Source organism: Halomonas sp. AOP30-A1-24, from assembly GCF_052378165.1.
Lineage (GTDB): Bacteria > Pseudomonadota > Gammaproteobacteria > Pseudomonadales > Halomonadaceae > Vreelandella > Vreelandella citrativorans.
The window spans coordinates 1-24,208 of record NZ_JBQSXL010000018.1 but is presented as its reverse complement, the minus strand read 5'-3'; the positions used below and the strand labels follow the sequence as shown (position 1 = coordinate 24,208).

Here is a 24,208-nt window from a genome sequence, read left to right as displayed (position 1 = left end):
TTTTGAGAGCTAACCTATGCCTTTAAACCGTCGCCGCTTTTTAGCGCTGGCGCTTGGCTGGCCAGTAGTGGCCAGCGCTGCTACGTCAAATGCTACGCTAAACTCACAGCCGATAGACCTGGTTGAGACGTTACTGTCTCGGGCTCATTTGCCCCGCTACAGCAACGAAGTATGGTTATTGATAAATGATCAAGAATCTACGCTTAGCGTGTATCGTGGCGATACGCTGGTTGAGCTTTTTAGCCCGGTTTCGCTGGGTCGCTCAGGTGCAAAAACGCAGCGGGTAATGGGGGATAACGTTACGCCGCTGGGCGAATTTCGTATTAATCGTTTTAATTACGAAAGTCGATGGCATATCTTTATTGGTATCGATTATCCTACGCCGGCCCATGCGCGGATGGCGTTAGAAAATGGCATATACTCGCAACGCGATTATGAAGCCTATTTCGACTATTACCGCCGATATGGCCATCCTCCGCAAAATACGGCGCTGGGTGGAGCCATTGGTGTTCATGGTATCGGCAGTGCAGACCCTGATGTTCATAGCCGTTACCACTGGACTCAAGGGTGCGTGGCGGTAACAAATGAGCAAATTGAGCGAGTTGTGCAGCTTGTTGATATTGGCACTCGCGTCGTGATCGGCTAGTCTTATGTTGTTGAAGGAAGTAAGAGGTTTTCTACAAGTGGCTATAGACAAGCGTTGTGGTCTATTATAAAACAGCGTTTGACTAGCGTGCTCATGCACAAGTCACTGAAAAGAACCTGCACCGCAGGTAGACAAAGCGCAGCTAAGCAATTAGCCTAGGTTTGTCATACCCTTAACGTTGTACCCAAGGAAGACTCAAGGAGAACATTATGACTTTGAAAACGACTCTGAAAATGACCGCCGCTGCCGCTTCTCTGGCAATCCTGGCTGGCTGTGCTTCTACCAGCGCTCTGGAAGAAGTTCGCATGACTGCTGAATCTGCACAGGCTGATGCCGCAGAAGCACGCAGCATGGCTTCACAAGCTCTGAACACTGCAAACCAGGCACAGCGTGACGCGAATGCTGCACTGCAGATGACTGAGCAAAACCGTGAAGAAATGAACCGCATGTTCCAGCGCTCCATGCAGAAGTAATTCTGCTTGGACCACTGGGTTGATGTTTGACTCAGCGGTTGCTGAAGATGTAAAAAAACCCCGCCTCGGCGGGGTTTTTTTATTGCTTGTCTATTTTAGGTTAAGCATCTTCTTCAGTCATTTGTCGGTGGCTAAGTTCTACCTCCTCAAGCAGGCTGTTACGGCTGGCAGGCTCCTCTTCTACGGTTGGCTGTGCTGAGGGCCATAAAGGGCTACAAAACGGCCGTTAGGTGATTCTACGGCGCTTTTTACTTTTGCATAGTCGACAGCTACCTGGTCTTCAGTTAGCGCATCAACGCGATCAATGGCATCCAGGAGCGGTTCAAAGTCACCCACGTTCTCTTCAAGCTGCGGGTAGGACTGCACGAACAGCGTGCCATCCGCTGCCCAGCCAGCTTTAAAAGGCGCATCCATCAAGTTTACTTGCGTACCGCTTGGCAGGCGCTCGTAGAGTGACTTAATGTCTTCAGGGTACATACGAATGCAGCCGCGGCTGGCGCGCATGCCAACGCCATCAGGGCGGTTGGTGCCATGAATCAGGTAGCTCGGCATAGCAAGCAGGATGGCATGTTCGCCCAAAGGGTTGTTCGGCCCAGCAGGCACTACGGAGGGAGCAGGCTCGCCGCGAGCGGCCGCTTCACGACGCATGGAGGCAGGAGGGGCCCACGCCGGATCTTTTACCTTAATGGTCGTGCGTGTAATGCCAACGGGGGTTGCAAACTCTTCACGGCCCACACTCACCGGATACGTTTCAACGATGCCCGGGTTGTTGGCAGGGTAGTAATACAGACGCAGCTCCGAAAGGTTAACAACAACCCCTTCACGTGGTGCGGGCGGTAAAATATATTGGGCTGGAATAACGATTTCCGTCCCTTCGCCAGGCACCCACATGCTGACACCGGGGTTGGCCATGCGGATTTCTTCGTAACCGATATTATGACGACGAGCGATATCAATGAGAGTCTCAGCAGGGTCATCAACCGTGATGGTATACGACTCACCGATAATGTCGCCTTGGTCAGGGAGTCGAAAATGCCCGCGGGGTAGTTCACGCGCGTCGGTAATCTGCTCAGCGCTTGCCACGGATTCATCGGCGATCGCGGGCGCATTTTCTGCTTGTTCAGATGCGGTTTGCGCATAAGCAGGGCCAGTAAGGGAGGCTGCCAACAATACTGCCAGGCTGGTAGGACCCCAAAGGTTGAATTTGTGACGAATGTTCATGGTCTTTCCTAATAAGTTAGTGCACTGCTAGTACGCGTAAACGGGCAAACAATGGTTGCTTGCCGTCAGTTTGCCCCAAGGTTCACGCCGCCGCTACTTTTTGATTAAGGGTCGTTATAAGTGCTTCAACTTGCTCGAAACGCTGATCGCTGTTTTCCATTGTAAATTCAAACCGCAAGGTGTCTGAACCATCCAGGCGGTAGTGCTTGGGCGATGTTTGAATCAACGTAACCAGGGTGAGTGGGTCGACCTTCGTTGTGCCATCAAACAGCACCCGGCCACGGCTTTCGCCTGCTTCAATACGGCTAATGCCTAGCTGCTCTGCGCGTTGGCGTAGCTTTGTTTGACGTATCAGGTTCTTCAGCGGCTGTGGCAGTAGGCCGAAGCGGTCAATGAGCTCGACCTGTAGTTCTTTAAGCTCACTATCGCTTTGTGTATTGGCAATGCGCTTATACATAACAAGCCGCTGCTGTACATCATGAATATAGTCATCTGGAATCAGCGCTGGCAGGTTCAAGCTAATTTCTACGCCGGTATTGAAGGGCGCCTCAATATTAGGTGTTTTGCCAGCGCGGATTGCTTTCACTGCTCGATCCAGCATTTCCATATAAAGAGTATAGCCAATGGTTTCCATTTGGCCGCTTTGTTCATCTCCTAGCAGCTCACCTGCGCCACGAATTTCCATATCGTGGCTTGCCAGAGTAAACCCAGCGCCAAGGTCATCAGAGGCGCTTATAGCCTCAAGGCGTTTAACCGCATCGCGCGTGATGGCCTTGGGAGGAGGCGTAAGCAGGTAAGCATAGGCCTGGTGGTGGCTGCGGCCTACGCGCCCTCGTAGTTGGTGCAACTGCGCTAGGCCAAACTTGTCGGCTCGCTCTATGATAATGGTATTGGCGCTGGGTACGTCAATGCCGGTTTCAATGATCGTTGAGCATACCAATACATTAAAACGGCGATGATAAAAGTCCGACATTACGCGTTCAAGGCTGCGTTCTGGGAGCTGGCCATGCGCCACGGCTACGCGAGCTTCTGGCACCAGCTCGCGGATCTGTTGAGCCGCGTTTTCAATCGTCTTTACTTCGTTGTGAAGGAAGTAGACCTGACCACCGCGAAGTATTTCCCGTAGCAGGGCTTCTTTGATAATGCTGTTATCACGCTGCTGTACAAACGTCTTAACTGACAAGCGGCGAGTGGGCGGTGTCGCAATAATAGAAAGATCCCGAATACCGCTCATGGCCATATTGAGTGTGCGTGGGATGGGGGTGGCGGTGAGTGTTAGAATATCAATCTCTGCACGCAGGGTTTTAAGCTTTTCTTTTTGCGCAACGCCAAAGCGGTGCTCTTCGTCGATAATTAGCAGGCCCATCTGAGGTAGCTCAACATTTTTGGAGAGCAACTTATGGGTGCCAATCACGATATCGGTTTGACCGTTTTTGATGCTTTCGAGCGTCTGGGTCATCTCTTTGCCCGCCGTAAAGCGCGAGATCAAACGGATATTGACGGCCGTATCGGCAAAGCGGTCACGGAAGTTTTCAAAGTGCTGGCGGGCGAGCAGCGTGGTCGGCACGAGAACGACGACCTGGCGACCTGACTGCACGGCCAGAAACGCGGCACGCATGGCCACTTCGGTTTTACCAAACCCAACATCACCACATACCACGCGGTCCATGGGCTGCGGAGAAACCATGTCCTCAATGACGGCTTCAATGGCCGCTTGTTGATCAGGCGTTTCTTCAAACGGAAAGCTAGCGGAAAAGCGCACGTACTCATCGCTTGGCGCTTCATAGACAACCCCTTGCTGGGCTTCTCGTCTTGCGTAAACATCCAGCAATTCAGCGGCAGTATCGCGAATCTTTTCGGCCGCTTTACGGCGCGCCTTTTCCCACTGATCAGAACCCAGCTTATGCAGCGGTGCCAGCTCATCATCAGCGCCGCTGTAGCGTGAAATAAGGTGAAGGCTGTCAACGGGTACATAAAGCTTGGCGCCATCGGCGTAAGAGAGGGCTAAAAATTCGTTGGCTTGCCCGCCGGCCGCGAGGGTTTCTAGCCCCAGGTAACGTCCTACCCCATGCGCCTGATGAACAACGGGTGCCCCTTCGCGTAGTTCCGAAAGGTGGCGAACCGCCAATTCATTATCATCTGTGACTTTTTCACGCCGTCGACTTTGGCGAACGACTTCGCCGAACAGTTCCGTTTCGCTAATAATGGCAAGGCTAGGGTCAGTAAGCCATAAGCCGCTATCTACCAGGCTTTCCGTGATCGCGAAGGGGTGTTGGCTTTTAAGAAATGACTGAAAGCTATCAACATAAGGCAGTGACAGGGTGAGCGGTGCAAGCACTTCCTCTAATGCTTCGCGACGCCCGCGTGACTCAGCGACAAACAGGACCCGCGTATCAGGTTCGCTATTTAAAAAACCTTCCAATTCGCTCAGCGGCTGTTTGGCGCGTGCATTGATGGCCAGCGGCGGAAGCGCTTTTGCTTCCGGCATTAAGGCATGGCGATGCGCTTCGTCTTCAGTGAGTTCAATGCGAGGGCGTGATTTGATCGCTGAAAAGACATCGTTAACCGGGAAAAATGCCCGGCCAGGCGGCAGTAGTGGGCGGGTAGGGTCAACGCCCAGGTTGATGTAGCGTGCCTCAATGGATTGCCAGTGCTGTTCGGCGGCCTGGAAAACGCCGGGTAGCAGCGCTACTCGCGTATCATCGGTTACGTGATCAAATAAAGACGCCGTCTCGTCAAAAAATAGTGGCAAATAGTGCTCGAGCCCAGGTGAGGGGATGGCTTTAAGAGCGTCGTTATAGAGCGGGCACTGGCGAGGGTCGACATCGAACAGGGTTTCAAACTGCTCGCGAAAGCAGGCGATTGCGCTGCGGCTAAGCGAGTACTCATGGGCAGGAAGTAGTTCCAGCGTGTCTATCTTGCCCGTTGAACGTTGACTGCCGGGGTCAAAATGACGAAGTGTGTCGATCTCATCATCAAATAAGTCGATACGAATCGGCTCATCCATCCCCATCGCAAAAAGATCAATGAGTGCGCCGCGTATGGCGTACTCTCCAGGCTCGTACACGGTTTCAACGGCGCGATACCCTGCCCGGGTAAGCGACTCCCTAAAGGTATCCCGATTAAGCTTGGCGCCCGCGTTCAGCGTCATCACGCGTCCCGCGATATACGAGACGGGGGGAAGGCGCTGCATTAGTGTATTAATAGGCACCAATACAATGCCGCGAACACCGTCTTGTAGCTGGCGTAATGTGCGCAAGCGTGCCGAGACGATATCCTGATGCGGGGAAAAACTGTCGTAGGGGAGGGTTTCCCAATCAGGGAATGGCAGCACAGGGACATCGCTGTAGAACGCAAGGTCTTGTTCCAAGCGTTGAGCGCTTGCCGTGTTGGGGGTAATTACCAGCAGCGGAGCGCTAGAAGCTACCTGGGCTAACGCCAGTGCAGACGCACTGCCCGGGGGCGCTGTCCAGAAAAGCGTGTCGCGAGCTCCGTGTGGCTGAGGCGGTTCGAGCAGAGAGAATGAAGGCATAGTCAGGTCATTTTGCGCTGAAACGGATATTGGATCATACACGATCGCCTCTTTCAGTTAGAGGGCCAAAACATTACTGTTACTGTGAGAGCCTATTTTGTGTTTGTAGTCAAACCTCTATTCCTGTAATACCCCTACAACGTGTGCGACCATCCTTCCATTGCGAGTAGCTAATAAGGCCGGGATAATGCGCCTGTAACCTTTTATCACTACCTTATCATTACCCAATGAGGCCGCATGTGAGTCAGCAAGCTCTCGAAAACGTTTTTGAGGAATGGCAGAACAACCAGGCTCTGGCCGAACAGATGATCCCGCTTGTTGGGCGCCTTTATCGGCATAACAATGTTGTGGCTACCATGTTTGGGCGCTCGCTGATCAATCAGTCCGTTATTCGTATCCTGAAAGATCATCGGTTTGTGCGCAAAATTGAAGGAACAGAACTGTCGGTTGAGGACACCTTCCCCATCGTTGAAGCGATGAGTGCGCTTAATCTGGGGCCTGCTCATGTTGATGTGGGTAAGCTGGCGGTCATGTTTAAAAAGCAGGGCGGCGGTGATGTAAGCGCATTCTTGCATAACGAACTGCAGGATATTATTGGCGGTTATCAGCCGGGAGCCAGTAAAGGCGAGCCGCAGGATGTTGTGCTTTACGGTTTTGGGCGCATTGGTCGTCTGCTGGCGCGCGTGCTGGTTGAAAAAGCCGGTGGCGGAAACCTGTTGCGTTTGCGCGCGATTGTGGTGCGTGGGCGTGGCGATGTGGGTAAAGACCTTGAAAAGCGTGCCAGCTTACTGCGTCGTGACTCGGTGCATGGCCCGTTTGAAGGCACTATTTCTGTTGATGCCGAAGCGCGTACGCTTACTGTAAATGGCAATGTGGTTCAGGTTATTTACGCTGACTCACCCAGCGACATCGATTACACCACTTATGGCATCAAAAACGCGGTCATTGTTGATAATACCGGTATTTGGCGCGATGAGGCTGGCTTGGGTCAGCACTTGGAGTGTAAAGGCGTGGCCAAGGCGCTACTAACGGCGCCAGGTAAGGGCGATATTAAAAATATCGTTTACGGTGTTAACCACGCGACCATTGGTGAGAATGACCGTATTGTATCGGCGGCTTCCTGTACCACCAATGCCATTGTGCCCGTTCTAAAGGTGCTCAATGATCAGTACGGGGTCACCACCGGTCATGTGGAAACTGTTCATGCTTATACCAACGACCAGAACCTGATTGATAACTATCATAAGGGTGACCGTCGTGGCCGCAGTGCGGCGCTTAACATGGTGTTAACCGAAACGGGTGCGGCCAAAGCCGCAGCAAAAGCGCTACCTGAATTGGAAGGCAAGCTAACGGGCAATGCGATTCGCGTGCCGACGCCGAACGTCTCGATGGCCATTTTAAATCTGACGTTAGATAAGCCAACCGATGCTGCCGCGCTGAATGACTATTTGCGCCGTATGTCTATTGATTCGTCTTATCAGAAGCAGATTGATTATGTGGACTCTGCTGAAGTGGTTTCATCGGACTTCGTTGGCAACCGCCATGCTGGCATCGTGGACGCAAAAGCAACGATTGCTAACGGTAATCACGTAGTTGTGTACGTATGGTACGACAATGAGTTTGGTTACAGCTGCCAGGTTATTCGTATCCTGCAGCAAATGTCGAACGTACAGTTTTTAAAACTGCCACGCCACGCATAGTGCCTCTATGCCGGTGAATTAGCTGCGGAATAGCTTTTTCCATCGCGTCTGGATTGCTTAACGCCACCTTCGGGTGGCGTTTTTAATTGTAAAATCAAGTGTCATGGATGGCATGTAACACTTTATGTGGGCATCAGGGATGTGGTCATTGTCCGCGCTTATCTTTATAATGTTGTAGATTTTTCGGGGTGGTTCAAGCGTGCTTGGGCCTGACTGGTAACGATCTGACAGAAAACAACAATTCACTGAACAGAAAATAAGCATTCGAACCCCTTACCTTCGTATATCCGATCCATCAACTGGGCGAGACTATGATCGAAGTCAAAAAAGGCCTGGATCTCCCCATCACGGGAGCGCCCGAGCAGCGTATTGAAGATGCGCAGCCTGTGCGTTACGTGGCAATCCTGGGCACTGACTACGTTGGCATGAAGCCAACCATGGAAGTTCAGGAAGGGGATAAGGTCAAACTGGGCCAGCTGCTCTTTACCGATAAAAAAATTGAGGGTGTCCGTTTTACGGCACCTGCAAGCGGTGAAGTAGTATCCATTAACCGTGGCGAAAAGCGTCGCCTGCTATCTGTCGTTATTAAAGTTGACGAGAATGAAGAAGCGATGGCATTTGCTTCTCATGATCGTGCTTCTTTAGCGCAGCTTGACCGACAGTTGGTCGTTGACCAGCTCGTTGAGTCGGGGCTTTGGACAGCGTTACGCACACGTCCTTTCTCTCGTACGCCAGCTATTGATAGCATTCCTGCTGATATCTTTGTAACGGCCGTGGATACCCACCCGTTAAGCGCTGATCCAGCAATTGTCATCAATGAAGAAACCCAGGCATTTGAAGACGGCCTCAAGGTGCTAACACGCCTGACCGAGGGCAACGTTTTTCTGTGCACGGGGGCTGATGCCAATATCCCTGGCGGGGATATTGACGGTGTGAAAACCGAAAGTTTTGCCGGTCCGCATCCTGCGGGTCTGGTGGGTACGCATATCCATTATCTTTCGCCAGTCGCGCTGCACAAACAAGTCTGGCATATCGGTTATCAGGATGTGATCGCGTTTGGTAAGCTCTTTGCCGAAGGCAAACTGCATACAACTCGTGTTGTCGCTGTTGGCGGCCCACGCGCTGAAAAACCTCGTCTTCTGCGGACCCGCTTGGGAGCAAGTACCCAAGAGTTTTTGGCAGGCGAAGTCATCAAACCCGATGACACCCGAGTAATTTCCGGCTCGGTTTTTTCGGGTTTCTCGGCGGAAGGTCACCTGACCTACTTGGGGCGTTTCAGCAATCAGATTAGCTTGCTTGAAGAGGGCAACAAGCGTGCCTTGTTAGGCTGGCTTTCTCTTGGGGCCGATCGTCACTCGATTCTCGGTATTTACCTCTCGCGTATTAAAGGCCTGCGTAACTACGCGCCTACCACGTCGACCAACGGCTCTGAACGTGCCATGGTGCCGATTGGTACTTACGAGACGGTAATGCCGCTGGATATCATGCCGACTCAGCTGCTGCGCTCGCTGATCGTGGGCGACATTGAAGTTGCCATGCAACTTGGGTGTCTGGAGCTAGACGAAGAGGATCTGGCACTGTGCACATACGTTTGCCCCGGCAAATATGAGTATGGCCCTATCCTGCGTGACAACCTCGCCATGATCGAGAAAGAGGCCTGATAATGGGTATTCGACAAACACTCGATAATCTCGAGCCGCATTTCCATAAAGGCGGTAAGTACGAAAAGTTCTACCCGCTTTATGAAGCCGTAGATACGATTTTCTACTCACCCCCAAGCGTTGCCAAAACAACGTCGTTCGTGCGCGATGGTATCGACCTGAAGCGCATTATGATCACCGTTTGGCTGTGTACTTTCCCGGCAATGTTCTTTGGTATGTGGAACGCGGGTTGGCAAGCCAACGTGGCGATTGATGCAGGCTATGCCTCCATGGGTGGCTGGCGTGAAGCGATCCTGATGACTTTGGCTGGCGGGCATGATGCGGGTAGCTTGTGGTCCAACTTTGTTCTTGGCGCCACGTACTTCCTGCCTATCTACCTGGTCACTTTTGCCATTGGTGGTTTCTGGGAAGTACTGTTTGCCATCAAGCGTGGCCATGAAGTTAATGAAGGTTTCTTCGTTACTTCGGTGCTCTTTGCGCTGATTCTTCCGGCAACTATTCCGCTTTGGCAGGTAGCGCTGGGTATCACCTTTGGTGTCGTGATCGGTAAGGAAATTTTTGGCGGTACGGGCAAAAACTTCCTGAACCCGGCGCTCACTGGTCGTGCCTTCCTCTACTTTGCCTATCCTGCGCAAATTTCCGGCGACGCCATTTGGGTGCCCGCTGATGGCTATACGGGTGCAACGGTACTTTCGATGGCGTTCCAGGACGGCATGGGTGCAGTCACTAATGCGTTTAGCTGGTGGGATGCCTTCATTGGCTTTATTCCAGGCTCAGTAGGTGAGGTGTCGACGCTTGCGATCCTTGTCGGCGCATTGGTGCTGCTCTACACGCGTATTGCCTCGTGGCGAATAATGCTTGGCGTGTTCCTTGGGATGGTAGCCACCAGTACGTTGTTTAATCTGATTGGCTCCGATACCAACCCCATGTTTGCCATGCCGTGGTATTGGCACTTCGTGATAGGTGGGTTTGCATTCGGTATGGTCTTTATGGCTACTGACCCCGTCTCTGCTTCCATGACGACCCAGGGCCGTTTGATATTTGGTGCGCTCATTGGTGTACTGACGGTACTGATTCGCGTGGTTAACCCTGCCTTCCCCGAAGGCATCATGTTGGCAATTCTCTTTGCTAACCTGTTTGCACCATTGATTGACCACTTCTTCGTCCAGGCCAATATAAAACGCCGTATCAAGCGTACTGGCGTTCCGGCCGAGGAGACTGCCTAATGGCACAAGGTAATAACTCAATCAAGAAGGTCCTGATTGTCGCGTTTTCATTGTGTATCGTGTGTTCGGTAATCGTTTCGACGGCCGCCGTGGCACTACGTCCTGCGCAGCAGCTCAATCAGGAATTAGATCGTAAAACCAACATCCTTAACGTGGCGCGTTTATACGAGCCGGGGATGGATGTAGAGGAAGCGTTCCGGACCCAAATTACGGCGCGTGTGGTTGAGCTTGAAACCGGTGAGTATACCGATGAGTTTGACCCCGAAACGTTTGATGGGTTTGAAGCATCGCGTGATCCGGCAACCGGCCGCACACTGTCCGGAGACCGCGATATCGCCGGGCTTTCTCGGGTTGAAAATTACGCGACTGTTTATTTGGTCGGTAATGCAGACGACCCAGACCAAATCGTATTGCCGATTCGTGGGCAAGGCCTGTGGGGCCGGATGATGGGCTTTTTGTCGATCGAAGGTGACGGTAATACTATTATCAGTATTACCTACTATGACCACGGCGAAACGCCGGGCCTCGGTGGTGAAGTGAACAACCCGCGTTGGCAAGCGCAGTGGGAAGGCAAAGAAATTTACGCTGAAGAAGGTTCTCTTTCGCCAGCCATCCACTTAGCCAAAGGCGGCGCGAGTAACGAAAATGAAGTTGACGCGTTATCCGGTGCTACCCTCACCAGTAATGGTGTGACCAATATGCTGCAATTTTGGTTAAGCGAAGAAGGGTTTGGTCCGTACCTTGCGACATTCCGCAGTGGTGCTGATCCGGAAGATGCCGACAACACCGATACCGACTTCGAAGACGGTGAGGGGGCTTAATCATGGCGGACGTAAATGCAAAAAGCGTTTTAATAGCGCCTATTTTTCAGAACAACCCCATTGCACTTCAGATATTGGGGATCTGTTCTGCGCTGGCAGTAACGACCAGCATGAGCGTATCGTTGGTAATGGCGTTGGCCGTTATCTTTGTAACGGCGTTCTCAAGCTTCTTCGTATCGCTGATCCGGAACCATATTCCGTCCGCGATTCGTATTATTGTGCAGATGACGATTATTGCTTCATTGGTAATCGTGGTTGACCAGATCCTCAAAGCCTATGCTTATGAAATGTCCAAGCAGCTGTCGGTATTTGTGGGTCTGATCATCACCAACTGCATTGTAATGGGTCGTGCGGAAGGCTTTGCCATGTCCAACACTCCCGGCATGTCTTTCCTGGACGGTATCGGAAATGGCTTGGGCTATGGGTTCGTGTTGCTGGTGGTTGGCTTCTTCCGTGAGCTGTTGGGTGCGGGTAGTGTGTTCGGTTTTACTATCCTGCCTACCGTTCAAGATGGTGGCTGGTATGTGCCTAACGGCCTGCTGCTGTTGCCTCCGTCCGCCTTCTTTATTATCGGCCTGATGATTTGGGTTATGCGCTCAATCGATCCAGGGCAGGTAGAAGAGACTGAGTTCAAGATGAAGGAAAACTCCAAGCCACAGGAGGCTGTGTAAAATGGAACACTATTTAAGCCTTTTCGTCGCTTCGGTTTTTGTTGAAAACCTGGCCTTGGCATTCTTTCTGGGGATGTGTACTTTTCTCGCGGTCTCCAAGAAGGTTTCCTCCGCGTTTGGCCTAGGCATTGCGGTTATTGTCGTCCTGACTATTTCAGTGCCTGTTAATAACCTGGTATTCAACCTTCTGCTTGCGCAAGGTGCACTTTCCTGGACCGGTATTAGCGGTGCTGAGAACATTGATCTCTCATTTCTTGGGTTATTGAGCTATATCGGCGTCATTGCAGCACTAGTGCAAATCCTTGAAATGTTCTTGGATAAGTACGTGCCTGCACTGTATAACGCGCTTGGCGTATTCCTGCCGCTTATTACCGTCAACTGTGCCATCCTGGGTGGCGTGCTGTTCATGGTTGAGCGTAACTACAACTTCGGTGAATCCCTCGTTTATGGTTTTGGATCCGGTGTTGGTTGGGCGTTGGCTATTACGGCCTTGGCAGGTATCCGTGAAAGGCTGAAATACAGCGATGTGCCTGGTGGCTTGCAAGGGCTGGGTATTACTTTCATCACCGTAGGTCTGATGTCGTTGGGCTTTATGTCCTTCTCGGGCATTCAGCTCTAAACGGAGCCGGTTTTTCCCGGCGGCGCTCTGTGCTGCCGGGTTACAGGAAACCTCAGCAATAGGAAACCGACATGGTTGATACATCTGTCATCTTGCTCGGTGTTGTCATGTTCACGATCATCGTTATTAGCTTAACGGTGATCATTCTGGCAGCGCGCAGCAAGCTTGTGAGTAGCGGGGACGTGACGATTGAAGTTAATCACGACCCTGAGCACACCTTGACGACTCAGGCCGGTGGTAAGCTTTTAAACACCTTGGCGGCAAATGGTATTTTCCTCTCCTCGGCATGTGGTGGCGGTGGTTCTTGCGCCCAATGTAAATGCCGTGTGGAAGAGGGTGGTGGTTCCATTCTGCCGACTGAAGAGTCGCATTTCACCATGCGTGAAAAGAAAGAGGGCTGGCGGCTCTCTTGCCAGGTGCCCGTTAAGCAAGACATGAAGATCGAAGTACCTGAGGAAGTGTTCGGCGTTAAAAAGTGGGAAACCGAAGTTATCGCTAACCCTAACGTCGCGACCTTCATCAAGGAACTGAACCTAAAACTGCCTGAAGGCGAAGAAGTTGCCTTCCGCGCAGGTGGTTATGTTCAGCTGGTTGCACCGCCTTACGATATTAAATTCTCCGATTTTGATATCGAGGAAGAGTATCGCGGCGATTGGGACAAGTTTGGAATTTTCAAGGTTGCCCATAAGAGCAATGAGGAAGTGATTCGCGCCTACTCTATGGCGAACTACCCGGAAGAGAAGGGTATCCTCAAGTTCAACATTCGTATTGCTACACCGCCCCCAGGCAGCAGTCATCCGCCGGGCCTAATGTCTACCTACGTCTTCAACTTGAAACCTGGTGACAAGGTGACCGTAATGGGTCCGTTTGGTGAGTTCTTCGCCAAGGATACCGACGCCGAAATGATCTTTATCGGTGGTGGTGCGGGTATGGCGCCGATGCGTAGCCATATCTTCGATCAGCTTAAGCGTCTTAAGTCTAAGCGTAAAATGTCTTTCTGGTACGGTGCTCGCTCTTGGCGTGAAACCTTCTACAACGAAGAGTACGATCAGTTGGCAGAAGAGTTCCCGAATTTTGAATGGCATCTGGCGCTTTCTGATCCGCAGCCTGAAGATAATTGGGAAGGGCCGACGGGCTTTATCCATAATGTACTGTATGAAAACTATCTGAAGGACCATCCGGCGCCTGAGGATTGTGAATACTACATGTGTGGGCCGCCCATGATGAATGCTTCCGTGATTAAGTTGCTGCTTGATCTCGGGGTTGAGCCTGAAAATATCATGCTGGATGACTTCGGCGGGTAAGCGCTCAGGTAATCGAAAGTAGCCTTCGGGCACATTTGGGGCTGGCCGTAAGGTTGGCCCCATTTGTTTTGAATAGACTCAAGCCTACGCTACCTTCGCTAATAGGTGCTGAGCGGTGAATAAGTGCTTGGCAGTTATCAGTACGTGGCAGTTATCAGTACGTGGCAGCTAATAAGTATGTGTCAGCTAAGGTACAATTAAGGTATAGCGAGTATCTGGAAGGCACTAATTGCCTAAGCTGTTGTCGGTAGGTGGTGCATCCATAGCAATGCGGGGAGGTTAACATGGCGATTTGGCTACTGGTATTTGGCTTTATGGCGTTGATAATGTGCGCAATGGCGGTTGGCGTTTTAATGGGTCGTAAGCCTATCGCAGGTTCATGTGGCGGTTTAAACCAGATTGGTATGAAAGACGGCTGCGATATTTGTGGCGGTAAAGATGACGTATGTGAAGAGGAGAACCGCAAGCGAGGAAATGTGCGTCGCCGCAGTGATGAAAGCCGCGGAGCGGACTTGGGCTACGACGCTACACGGCGCTAGCACAATCCGTAACCGTATCGGAAAGAGAAAGAGTGCAGGGCGCAGCCGAGAGATCAGCTGCGCCTTATTATTGGGGAACGAGGAGACGCAGAGAGTATGGCGGTTCACAATTACGATGTCGTGGTTATTGGTACAGGCCCTGCAGGTGAAAGCGCGGCTATTAACGCCGCCAAGCACGGTAAGCGTGTAGCGATTATCGAAAAGCAGGCACAGGTAGGCGGTAACTGTACCCATTGGGGCACTATTCCCTCAAAAGCGTTGCGCCACCAGGTTAAGCAAATCATGGCGTTTAACACCAACCGAATGTTTCGCGATATTGGTGAGCCGCGCTGGTTTTCTTTCCCTAAAGTGATGGAGCGTTCGCGCGGCACGATTGATAAACAGGTAGAAATGCGTACTACCTTTTATGCACGTAACCGAATCGACTTGTTTCATGGTATTGCGCGCTTTAAAGATGCGCATACCGTGGTTGTGCGCGACCAGCATGAAGGAATGGAAGAGCTGGTCGCCAAAAAAATTGTGATTGCTACCGGCTCACGGCCCTATCGGCCCGCGGACATCAACTTCCGCCACCCACGTATCTACTGCTCTGACACTATTCTAAGCCTTTCTCATACACCGCGTACGTTAGTGATTTTTGGTGCAGGCGTTATCGGCTGTGAATATGCGTCAATTTTCTCAGGATTAGGCCTCAAGGTAGATCTCATCAACAACCGTGACAGCCTGCTTTCATTTCTTGATGATGAAATCAGTGATGCGCTCTCTTACCACCTGCGTAAACATGGCGTATTGATCCGTCATAACGAGGAATACGCGAGTGTAGAAGGCGATGAGTCTGGCGTTGTCGTACATCTTAAGTCGGGCAAGAAGATCCGCGCTGATGCGTTCTTATGGGCCAATGGTCGCACGGGCAATACCGATAGCTTGGGGCTTGAGAATATTGGATTAGAAGCCAATGGGCGCGGCCAGCTCAGCGTTGATGAACACTACCGTACGACAATTCCGCATATTTATGCCGCCGGTGACGTGATCGGTTGGCCAAGCCTTGCCAGTGCCGCGTATGACCAGGGGCTAAACCTTTGCAACGAGCTGCTCGATAAAGAGTATCGCTTCGTCAACGATGTACCTACCGGCATTTACACTATTCCTGAAATTAGTTCGTTTGGACCTAACGAGCGCGAGTTGACTGAAGCCAAAGTGCCCTATGAAGTCGGAAAAGCGTTCTTTAAAGATACCGCGCGTGCGCAAATAACCGGCGATGTCGTGGGTATGCTGAAGATTCTCTTCCATCAGGATACGTTGGAAATCCTGGGGATCCACTGTTTTGGTGACCAGGCCTCCGAGATTCTACATATCGGCCAGGCCATTATGCAGCAGCCGGGCGAAGCCAATACGCTTAAGTACTTTGTGAACACAACCTTTAACTATCCAACGATGGCAGAAGCGTACCGAGTGGCAGCACAAAATGGCTTGAACAGAGTGTTTTAACGCGTTTTGGGTAGTGTAAAGCGCAGGTGTAGTGTCATACATCGCTGTGTGAAAGGGGCCACCAGAAATTGCGTGGCCCCTTTTGCATACTTAATATTCATCCAGTAACTGCTGCGCGCGTGCCTGCCAACTGCCGTCTATTGATGCTGCCTGCATCAAGGCGTTGCGTGCTTCGTCGGGCTTATCCTGTTGCAGCAGCAAAATACCCAAGTTGAGCCAAGCGGCCCCCATGTGTGCATCGTGCTGGGTCGCTGCATCAAAGGCTGTCATCGCTTCCTTGGGCTGGCTGTCGGCGTACAGCGCGTTGCCCAGCGCAAACTGCGCCAGTGGGTCAGTTGGGTAGCGGTTAACCAAGGCTTGCCAACTGCTTAGAGCTTCTTTGGGGCCGTGAGCTTCTTCGTAAGCGCTAATAGCCTCCAGTGCATTACGGGCACTAATGCCTTCCGGCAGAGTGCCGGGGTTGGCCACAATAAATCCCCAGCGACCACTGCGCGCCCAGGTCGCATCAAAGCGGCTAAACGACAACGTATGTCGCTCACGTTCACCACTGCGCAGGATGAGCGTTTCATCAGGCAAATCAAATCCGATAGCCACCGCGTAGTGCCACATGGGATAAATAGGCAGTGACAGGTTCTGCATCACCACGACTGGGTCGCCGTTAGCCAAATGGTTTAACAGTGCATCCATGGTACCGCGAATGGGGTAGGCAAGCTGTTGGTGGCGGCGAACGGTGGACAGCATTTCAGGTTGAACGCTACCGTCACGCCCTGGCAAGAATACTTGCGGAATCAGCTGGTCAACGCCCACCTCAACGCCTTGGTAGTTCAACACCATGGCAAGCGTTGCCGGGCCACACTGGTACTCGCTTTGGGCAAAAAACGGCACGGCACGATTTTCTACCTGAGGGGTCAAGGCTTCGTAGGTGCTGTCGAGTAAAATGGGGCTGCGGGCACAGGCAGAAAGCAGTAGGGCGAGCATAAAAACGCCCGCAAAGCGGGCGTAGGGTAACAATGTTTTCATAGCGACTGGCTTAGCGGGTAAACGGATAAACGTCGGTTAAACCGAGAATATCAGTAATCAGCAAAATGATGAAAACGGCAAACAGGGCACCGATAACACCGCCGCCTGCACCGGCAGGCAACTGATCAAGCTGCTGAGCCATTTGCTGTGCTTCGGCATCGCTCAGAGCGGCAACGCGGGCATCCACCTCATCAAGATCTACACCCTGCTTTAGCAGCTGGTCCTGTACATCGGCACGGGCCAGAATTTCGTTTATCCGCTCACGGTCAGCGCCGACACGATCACCTGCTAAAACAGACTGAGTTGAAACTAAATCCATGGATTGGGGGGCGGCAGGCGCAGCAGCGACGGGCAGGCTGGTGATCACTAGCGCCGCGATCAAGAGTGTAGAGAGGTAAGCGCGCAATGTTTTCATCGTCTTCTTCCTTAGAGACTGGTCAGGGGTGTCGAGCATTGTGCTGCTCTAATCACTAGTATAGGAATAAAGAGGACAGGCTTTAAGTCTATTGTCCAATATGCTAATTATTTGCACTAATGCGATAGGTCCAGGCTGTTTCAGCAAGAATACCTTTACCGCCCGCCATGGTCATCGCCAAGTCATGAAGGCCTGGCCACAAGGGCACGTTAGCGGCCCCTTTAACGGCTAAGTCCAGCCGTTGGGCCATCAAAAGTAGCTTGTGCAAACGCTTCATGGGAAGACGCTTTATGGCCTTTTGATAAGCGGGGCGGCGCTTGTCAAAAATCATTGGCTTTTGGGTTTTGCAGGCGTGCTCAAAACTTTGCCCTTGATCCAGGTGCTGATGCAAAGAGAGTAGCGTGCGCAACTCACGGCTTAATGCCCATAACACAATGGGTGCTTCGACCCCTTCACTACGCAGCCCCTGCACTATGCGTGAGGCGCGGCTAACCTCACCTTTCAAGCAGGCATCTGCCAGGTTGAACACATCAAAGCGCGAGCTATCCTCTACGCCCTGGGCGATGCTCTCAACGTTTAAGCGGGTACCTTGCGGATGAATCAGCGAGAGTTTTTGAAGCTCCTGATCAGCGGCCAGCAGGTTACCCTCAGTGCGTTCACCCAGTAGGCGCGCAGCCTCAAGGTCAATCTGCAAGCCATGCATTGATGCTCGATCACGTAGCCAGTAGCCCAGGCGAGCATTATCTACGGGCCATACGGGGACAAACAGGCCGTGCTTATCAAGGGCTTTAAACCAGGCACTTTTCTGCTGTTTGCCATCCAGCTTACCCATGCTGAGTAGCAGTAGGTCGTCGCTGTTTGCGATGGTTTCAGCGTACTGCGCTAGTGCTTTGCTGCCTTCCTGGCCCAGTTTATGGGTGCCCAAGCGAACTTCCATCAACTTGCTGGTTGCAAATAATGAAAGGTTGCTGGCGGCCTCCAGTAAGCGGCCCCAGGCAAAGTTGGCATCTACGTCCAGTACTTCGCGCTCTTCAATACCGGCCTGGCGTGCGGCGGCACGTACCGCATCACAGGCATCGCGGTGCTGGAGCGGCTCATCGCCCGCTACGATGACGACCTTAGGCAGCGCTTTACTTAAGGCACCCGGCAATTGGTCGGCAAAAACCTTCACTCAACACCCTTAATGTTAACCAGGCGTTCCACAATACGTTGTGCTAGCTCCCGGGCAAGCGATCGCTCTGCTTCATTGAACAAGGTTTCACGATTGAGCAAATCATCATCGTTAACACGGATGGTTCTGCTGACAGATACGTTACTGCCGTTAAGCGCATAGGCATTGGTCTGACGCTGTTGCACCGAGAGCGTTGTGCTTAGCACCAGCTCGTGTTCACGGCTGGCGCGACTATCGCTACCAATACGTCGCTCCAATAAGGAAGGGGTACCTAACGTGACGCGCCAGGGCGCGTCAGGTCTCATCTCCGTTCCTAACTGTGTCAGGCGTGCACGTAGCTGCTGGGCCGTGGTGCTATTAATGTCCCCTTCCAGCGTAAGCGCAGGCAGGCTGGGCATAACGCTATGGCCGCGCAGATGAAAGCCACAACCGCTGAGCAGCACCGCCGCTGAAGCGGCGATGCTGGTTGTCAAAAATGTGCGTCGATTCATCCGCTTACCACAATGTTTACCAGCTTGCCTGGCACGACGATCACTTTACGGACCGTTTTGTCTTCCAGGTGGCGCTGGACGTTTTCGTTTTCCATCGCCAGTTTCTCGATGGCTGCTTTATCTGCACTAGCCGGTGCTTCCAGGCGTGCACGCAACTTACCGTTTACTTGCACGACAAGTTCAATGCTATCGCGAGTAAGCGCTACTTCATCAAGCACTGGCCACTGCACTTCAATAGCGGGTTCTGCATGCCCCAGGTTCTGCCACAACTGATGGCACACGTGCGGAGTGATTGGAGAAAGCAGCAAGATACATGCTTCCAGCGTTTCACGGCTTACCGCTAAACCAAGCTCAGAGGTGTCATCAAACTTGCCAAGTGCGTTGGAAAGCTCCATGACTGCCGCGATAGCGGTATTAAAGGTGGTGCGGCGGCCAATATCGTCGCTGGCTTTCTTGATGGTTTCATGCGTTTTTCGACGCAGTGCTTTTTGGTCATCATTAAGCGCATCAACCTTCAGCTCACCTGGTGTGCCGACTTCAAGATGCTCGCTCACTTGGCGCCAAATGCGCTTGATGAAGCGGTGCGCACCTTCAACACCTGAATCAGACCATTCCAGCGACTGCTCGGGCGGGGCCGCAAACATCATAAACAAGCGGACAGTATCAGCACCGAACTTGTCGATCATTGACTGCGGATCAACGCCGTTATTCTTCGACTTGGACATTTTTTCGATGCCGCCCATCTCAACCGGCTGACCATCACTTATCAAGATAGCGCTTAGCGGACGGCCTTTCTCATCACGCTGAACGTCGACATCGTCCGGGTTGAACCACTGTTTACCGCCGTTATCGGTATGGCGATAGTAGGTTTCCGCGATGACCATGCCTTGGGTAAGTAACTGCTGGAAGGGCTCATCAGAATCCACCAGGCCAAAGTCGCGCATCAGCTTATGGAAGAAACGTGCGTATAGCAGGTGCAAAATGGCGTGCTCGATACCGCCGATATAAAGATCAACCGGTAACCAGTAGTTGGCGCGATCATCCAGCATGGCGTCATGGTTATCGGCGCAGCAGAAGCGCGCAAAGTACCAGGAGGACTCCATAAAGGTGTCAAACGTATCGGTTTCGCGTACCCAACCATCGCCCAGGTCGGAAAACTCAGGCATTTTCTTGAGCGGTGAGCCGGAGGCGTCAACCGTCACTTCCATGGGCAGTGATACCGGGAGCTCTTCATCGGTCAGCGGAACGGTCTGGCCTTCCGGGCCGTATTTAACCGGAATCGGCGCCCCCCAATACCGCTGGCGGGCAACCCCCCAATCGCGCAGGCGATAGTTGGTTTTAACCTCGCCACGGCCCATTTCGGCAAGTTTTGCGGCAATCGCGTCAAAGGCCTGCTCAAACTCCAAGCCATCGAACTCACCGGAATTGATCAGCGCGCCATGCTCAATATACGCTGCTTCGGAAAGGTCGGGCGTATTGCCGTTTTCATCGGCAATAACAGGTTTAATATCGACACCGTACTTGGTGGCGAACTCCCAGTCGCGCTGGTCGTGGGCAGGTACTGCCATGACAGCGCCGGTGCCGAACTCCATAAGTACAAAGTTGGCCACAAACACCGGAACTTTAGCGCCGCTAAGCGGGTGAATGGCGACATGACCGGTGGCCATGCCAAGTTTCTCTTTAGTGGCCATTTCAGCTTCTGAGGTGCCGCCTTTGGCGCACTCTTCACAGAAGGCTGCCAGCTCTGTGTTTTGTTCTGCCGCCTGTTTGGCAAGCGGGTGGCCAGCGGCTACCGCGACGTAGGTAACCCCTGACAGCGTATCCGGGCGAGTGGTGTAAACGGCTAGTGGTTCAGCCGCGCTACCGTCTGCTGCTTCGATATCAAACGTCAGCTCAACACCACGCGATTTACCAATCCAGTTGCGCTGCATGGTTTTGACCTGCTCAGGCCATTCTACTTTGTCCAGGTCGGTCAAAAGCTCATCGGCGTAGTCGGTGATCTTCAAGAACCACAGCGGAATTTCCTTACGCTCAACCAGCGCACCTGAGCGCCAGCCGCGGCCGTCAATGACCTGCTCATTGGCTAGTACGGTCTGGTCAACCGGGTCCCAGTTCACTGTGGACATCTTCTTGTAAACCAGGCCTTTCTCGACCAATTTGGTAAAGAACCACTGCTCCCAGCGATAGTAGCTGGTATCGCAGGTGGCGAATTCGCGGCTCCAGTCGTAGGCAAAGCCTAGCGCCTTCAACTGGTTGCGCATGTAATCAATGTTTTGGTACGTCCATTCCGCAGGCGGCACCTGGTTTTGGATCGCTGCGTTTTCCGCAGGCATGCCAAACGCGTCCCAGCCCATGGGCTGCATCACATTTTTACCCTGCATGCGCTGGAAACGTGAAACGACGTCACCGATAGTATAGTTACGCACATGGCCCATATGCAGCTTGCCGCTGGGGTAGGGGAACATGGATAGGCAGTAAAACTTCTCGCGGTTCGCGTCTTCTACTGCTTTGAAGCACTGATGTTTGTCCCAGTACTGCTGGGCGTCACGTTCAATTTCACGAGGGCTATAGTGTGCGTCCATCGGTTTTTTTAATGCCTTGGCGTATTCGCCCAATAGGGCGCAAAGTGAATGGTAGATGACGACTGTCAGATAAGTAGTGTCGATTGTATCCTATGAAGGGGTATCCTTGAACGGCAAGCTGATGATAGGAAACACCTGCGTCGACAAAAGGAGAGGCATCATGAGTGAACAACACAATGACCACCGCTTGCGCGAAGGCTATGAGCGCTTGCTGGAGCGCATGCAGCATGGCGCAAATGACTTAACCTGGGACAACCTGCAAAAGGATTTAGACGACGCAGTCGCTTTTGAAGCGGAGCTTGAAGAGTACACGAAAGATGAGCTGGCCCTGCTGCGTGCTTGGGTTGAGCGCGACTTAAAAGATATGCGCCACTACCTGGCAGATACCGGGATGCAGGTCGCTACCTGGTTGGGTGTCGATATCAGCGGGCTTTCACGTCGCGTTGCGGAGTCACTACTTTCCATCGCAGATCGAAGCATTGTAGAGCGTGAACGCTTTGATGACGATCTTGAGGCGGCTCGGGCAGATTACTGCGAAGGTGAAATGGCAGCACCGGGTTTGATGGCCTGTGTCCACTGTGATGCCCAGGTAATGCTGCCCCATGTGGCGCGCCTTGAGCCTTGCCATCAATGTGGTCACCGCTACTTTTATCGGTTTCCCAGTAAGATTATCGAAACCTGAGCATCTCTCTAACCGCTAACAAACGGTGTGGGCAGCGAGGGCGGGTCAGAGCAGGGGCTCGCCGAAGGGGGCTGCCCCTGTTGCGTTGGTAATTCCGTGTGATGCAGCAGGCGATGAGCTACGTCACCAGATAGCTCATCGCCGTGATTGAGGCTAGCGAAAGTAGACTCATCACCGCTGCATAAAGAAGATTGTTCTTCATCATGTGGTAACCGTTGATCCCGTAGCGGCCCTGAAGGCTTAGGTTAATCCCTGATAAAGGCCCGACGCTGGTGCCCACGGCCCATGAACATAAACAGACAAACGCAAACAGAGTGTGCTCTCCACCGTGCAAACTTACGATAGAGGCCAGCACCGATACCCCAATAATTGGGTGGAGCCCCACTAGCGCACTCAGCACAATGCTGAGAAAACTGATCATGCCTTGCTGCGCGCCAAAGGTTTCGAATAGCGTCCAATCGTTGCCCGCTACGGCAGCCACAAGCGCTGAAAGCCCCAGCGTAAAAAGCCCCGCCGCTAAAAACAGTGAGACTTCTCCTCGCATGGCCGGGAGCCGTGTGGTGGTGTGTTGGCGAACACGCCACAACGTATAGCCGGTGCCTTCGCGCAGGTTATAGATCAAGGCAACGGCCGGGATCAAAAAAGTAATAATGCCAACGATTGAGAGCCTGGGCGTTAGCCAGAAATGAAACACCATGACCAACAAGGCCATGATCACGGGCATTAGCAGGCTACGCGGTGCCAGAGAAAAGCCATACACCTCACGTAAATCAAATCGACGGCCAAGTTCAAGCGTCGTTAGCAACCCGGAAATCATTGCTAATGGGAATCCAAAGAGTGCCACGTAGGAGTACTGCATCTGCGGTGCGAGTGCGATCACTATTCCCATGGAAGCAAAAAACGGTGACCATAGCGCGGCACTTGAAAGCCCTCGATTCAATGCCAGGTACTGTGGAATCGTTAAAGGAGCCGTTCGTGCCAATCGGTCACCGACCATAATAACGGTTGATATATTCAAAATCGTGCCCAGAAAATGCACGCCAAGCCAGGTACGTAATACGCCGCCACTGCCCGTTAAGCGTTTGCCTGGCGCTTTTTTTCGCCCTTGCTGTTTACCTACCAGGGAAATAAAGCTGACGCCTACCAGCATGGCCACTACAAAGGCATTGCCCTGCAGCATAGCGGGCCAATCTACGTGGTTATGGTAATAAAAACGCGCCACCAGCAGCATTAATATGCCCAAAACCATCAACACGCCGGCCTGAAAACGTGAGCGCTTGGGAATGTCCTTCCACAGCAATATCACGGCGAGCCACAACACATAGCTCACTGCGTGCGCCGTGTTTATCAGACCGGTAAACCCAAGAATCTGTGCGATCAACCCAAGCAGAATCAGCACACCCGCCAAGCGCTGCCGAAAAGTCGTTTCTTGCATGCTAAACCCTTAAAGTGAATTAGCAGGCTAATAGGGTTGGCACTGAAAGGCTAGTCGCAGCCGATATGCTATCAATAAATTGATGAGGTTTTTAATGAAAATAAGGTCAATGAACAGCGCTGATTTGGATGAAGCTGCAAACGTTCATTCACTGGCATTTCCTCGCCAAACGCATTCGTATGAATGGTTGAAATGCAGCCTCAGTGCCACTCCTCGATTTCTCTGCTTTGTCGTAGAGGAGCAGTGTAGCGTTATTGGATATATTGTTTGGATGCAAAAGAGCGGCTTCCGTCCAGAGGCGGTTCTGGAGTTAGAGCAATTGGCAGTATTGCCAAATCATCAAGGTAAAGGGGTTGGGAAACAATTAATCGAAAATTCACTCCCTTTGGTTAAAGAGCAGCTGGCAAAGCAGGGTTCCACGTTAAAGCACGTATTGGTCACCACTAGAGCGGATAACGTTGCTCAACGGTTATATAGATCCACATTAGGTGCTGAGATTGAAGCCACTATT

Annotated in this window: 20 protein-coding genes and 1 pseudogene; 13 read left to right on the top strand and 8 right to left on the bottom strand. The window is 52.3% G+C overall.

The annotated features are described in order from the left end of the window. Positions 1-16: 16 nt before the first annotated feature. Together ACT3TJ_RS11400 and ACT3TJ_RS11395 are read left to right on the top strand one after the other, a co-directional pair. The gene (locus ACT3TJ_RS11400; protein ID WP_087107518.1) at positions 17-646 is read left to right on the top strand and encodes a L,D-transpeptidase family protein; all 630 of its coding nucleotides are present in this window, start codon (positions 17-19) and stop codon (positions 644-646) included. 209 nt (positions 647-855) lie between these two features. Further along, entirely contained in the window at positions 856-1,119 is a 264-nt protein-coding gene (locus ACT3TJ_RS11395; protein WP_087107516.1) for an Lpp/OprI family alanine-zipper lipoprotein, read from the top strand. A gap of 100 nt (positions 1,120-1,219) precedes the next feature. On the opposite strand, the pseudogene ACT3TJ_RS11390 reads toward ACT3TJ_RS11395, so the two are convergent. Together ACT3TJ_RS11390 and mfd are read right to left on the bottom strand one after the other, a co-directional pair. Continuing rightward, a pseudogene (locus tag ACT3TJ_RS11390) lies at positions 1,220-2,340 on the bottom strand (L,D-transpeptidase family protein). A gap of 82 nt (positions 2,341-2,422) precedes the next feature. Further along, positions 2,423-5,872, bottom strand: coding sequence for a transcription-repair coupling factor (mfd, locus tag ACT3TJ_RS11385; protein ID WP_444665747.1), 3,450 nt, complete (start codon positions 5,870-5,872; stop codon positions 2,423-2,425). A gap of 239 nt (positions 5,873-6,111) precedes the next feature. On the opposite strand from mfd, the gene ACT3TJ_RS11380 reads away from it, so the two are divergent. From ACT3TJ_RS11380 to sthA, 9 genes are all read left to right on the top strand, one after another. Beyond that, the gene (locus ACT3TJ_RS11380; protein WP_442353418.1) at positions 6,112-7,572 is read left to right on the top strand and encodes a glyceraldehyde-3-phosphate dehydrogenase; all 1,461 of its coding nucleotides are present in this window, start codon (positions 6,112-6,114) and stop codon (positions 7,570-7,572) included. 311 nt (positions 7,573-7,883) lie between these two features. Continuing rightward, complete coding sequence (locus ACT3TJ_RS11375) at positions 7,884-9,233, top strand: Na(+)-translocating NADH-quinone reductase subunit A (protein WP_442353417.1); 1,350 nt, start codon at positions 7,884-7,886, stop codon at positions 9,231-9,233. Positions 9,234-9,235: 2 nt separating this feature from the next. Beyond that, on the top strand, positions 9,236-10,459 hold the full coding sequence (locus tag ACT3TJ_RS11370; protein ID WP_193053120.1) for an NADH:ubiquinone reductase (Na(+)-transporting) subunit B: 1,224 nt from the start codon (positions 9,236-9,238) through the stop codon (positions 10,457-10,459). Beyond that, the gene (locus ACT3TJ_RS11365; RefSeq protein ID WP_442353416.1) at positions 10,459-11,280 is read left to right on the top strand and encodes a Na(+)-translocating NADH-quinone reductase subunit C; all 822 of its coding nucleotides are present in this window, start codon (positions 10,459-10,461) and stop codon (positions 11,278-11,280) included. Before ACT3TJ_RS11370 ends, ACT3TJ_RS11365 begins: the two co-directional genes overlap by 1 nt. 2 nt (positions 11,281-11,282) lie before the next feature. After that, the gene (locus ACT3TJ_RS11360) at positions 11,283-11,951 is read left to right on the top strand and encodes an NADH:ubiquinone reductase (Na(+)-transporting) subunit D (RefSeq protein ID WP_442353415.1); all 669 of its coding nucleotides are present in this window, start codon (positions 11,283-11,285) and stop codon (positions 11,949-11,951) included. A gap of 1 nt (position 11,952) precedes the next feature. Next, the gene (nqrE, locus tag ACT3TJ_RS11355) at positions 11,953-12,570 is read left to right on the top strand and encodes an NADH:ubiquinone reductase (Na(+)-transporting) subunit E (RefSeq protein ID WP_087107500.1); all 618 of its coding nucleotides are present in this window, start codon (positions 11,953-11,955) and stop codon (positions 12,568-12,570) included. 71 nt (positions 12,571-12,641) lie between these two features. Next, positions 12,642-13,874: an NADH:ubiquinone reductase (Na(+)-transporting) subunit F gene (gene nqrF / locus ACT3TJ_RS11350; RefSeq protein ID WP_444627849.1), complete on the top strand. Its 1,233-nt coding sequence runs from the start codon at positions 12,642-12,644 to the stop codon at positions 13,872-13,874. A gap of 284 nt (positions 13,875-14,158) precedes the next feature. Then, on the top strand, positions 14,159-14,413 hold the full coding sequence (gene nqrM, locus ACT3TJ_RS11345; protein WP_087107496.1) for a (Na+)-NQR maturation NqrM: 255 nt from the start codon (positions 14,159-14,161) through the stop codon (positions 14,411-14,413). 96 nt (positions 14,414-14,509) lie between these two features. Beyond that, a complete protein-coding gene (gene sthA / locus ACT3TJ_RS11340; RefSeq protein ID WP_172118387.1) occupies positions 14,510-15,901 on the top strand; it encodes a Si-specific NAD(P)(+) transhydrogenase in 1,392 nt (463 codons plus the stop codon). Positions 15,902-15,991: 90 nt separating this feature from the next. Here the strand turns inward: sthA and ACT3TJ_RS11335 are convergent, their stop codons facing one another. The 5 genes from ACT3TJ_RS11335 to leuS form a co-directional block, all read right to left on the bottom strand. Then, complete coding sequence (locus ACT3TJ_RS11335) at positions 15,992-16,921, bottom strand: PA2778 family cysteine peptidase (protein ID WP_193053117.1); 930 nt, start codon at positions 16,919-16,921, stop codon at positions 15,992-15,994. 10 nt (positions 16,922-16,931) lie between these two features. Continuing rightward, complete coding sequence (locus ACT3TJ_RS11330) at positions 16,932-17,336, bottom strand: PA2779 family protein (protein ID WP_087107490.1); 405 nt, start codon at positions 17,334-17,336, stop codon at positions 16,932-16,934. Positions 17,337-17,439: 103 nt separating this feature from the next. Beyond that, a complete protein-coding gene (gene holA, locus ACT3TJ_RS11325) occupies positions 17,440-18,507 on the bottom strand; it encodes a DNA polymerase III subunit delta (protein WP_172118388.1) in 1,068 nt (355 codons plus the stop codon). Then, positions 18,504-18,998 (bottom strand): LPS-assembly lipoprotein LptE, encoded by a 495-nt coding sequence (locus tag ACT3TJ_RS11320; protein ID WP_442353354.1) that lies wholly within the window; start codon positions 18,996-18,998, stop codon positions 18,504-18,506. The genes holA and ACT3TJ_RS11320 overlap by 4 nt, the downstream gene beginning before the upstream one ends. Then, the gene (leuS, locus tag ACT3TJ_RS11315; protein WP_442353355.1) at positions 18,995-21,580 is read right to left on the bottom strand and encodes a leucine--tRNA ligase; all 2,586 of its coding nucleotides are present in this window, start codon (positions 21,578-21,580) and stop codon (positions 18,995-18,997) included. The genes ACT3TJ_RS11320 and leuS overlap by 4 nt, the downstream gene beginning before the upstream one ends. A gap of 160 nt (positions 21,581-21,740) precedes the next feature. Between leuS and ACT3TJ_RS11310 the strand changes: the two genes are divergently transcribed. Further along, a complete protein-coding gene (locus tag ACT3TJ_RS11310; RefSeq protein ID WP_172118391.1) occupies positions 21,741-22,262 on the top strand; it encodes a zinc ribbon-containing protein in 522 nt (173 codons plus the stop codon). A gap of 118 nt (positions 22,263-22,380) precedes the next feature. On the opposite strand, the gene ACT3TJ_RS11305 is transcribed toward ACT3TJ_RS11310, so the two are convergent. Next, positions 22,381-23,697, bottom strand: a complete 1,317-nt coding sequence (locus ACT3TJ_RS11305; RefSeq protein WP_442353356.1) for a hypothetical protein — start codon at positions 23,695-23,697, stop codon at positions 22,381-22,383. 109 nt (positions 23,698-23,806) lie between these two features. On the opposite strand from ACT3TJ_RS11305, the gene ACT3TJ_RS11300 reads away from it, so the two are divergent. Next, a partial coding sequence (locus ACT3TJ_RS11300; protein ID WP_444665742.1) for a GNAT family N-acetyltransferase occupies positions 23,807-24,208 on the top strand: 402 nt, incomplete at its 3' end.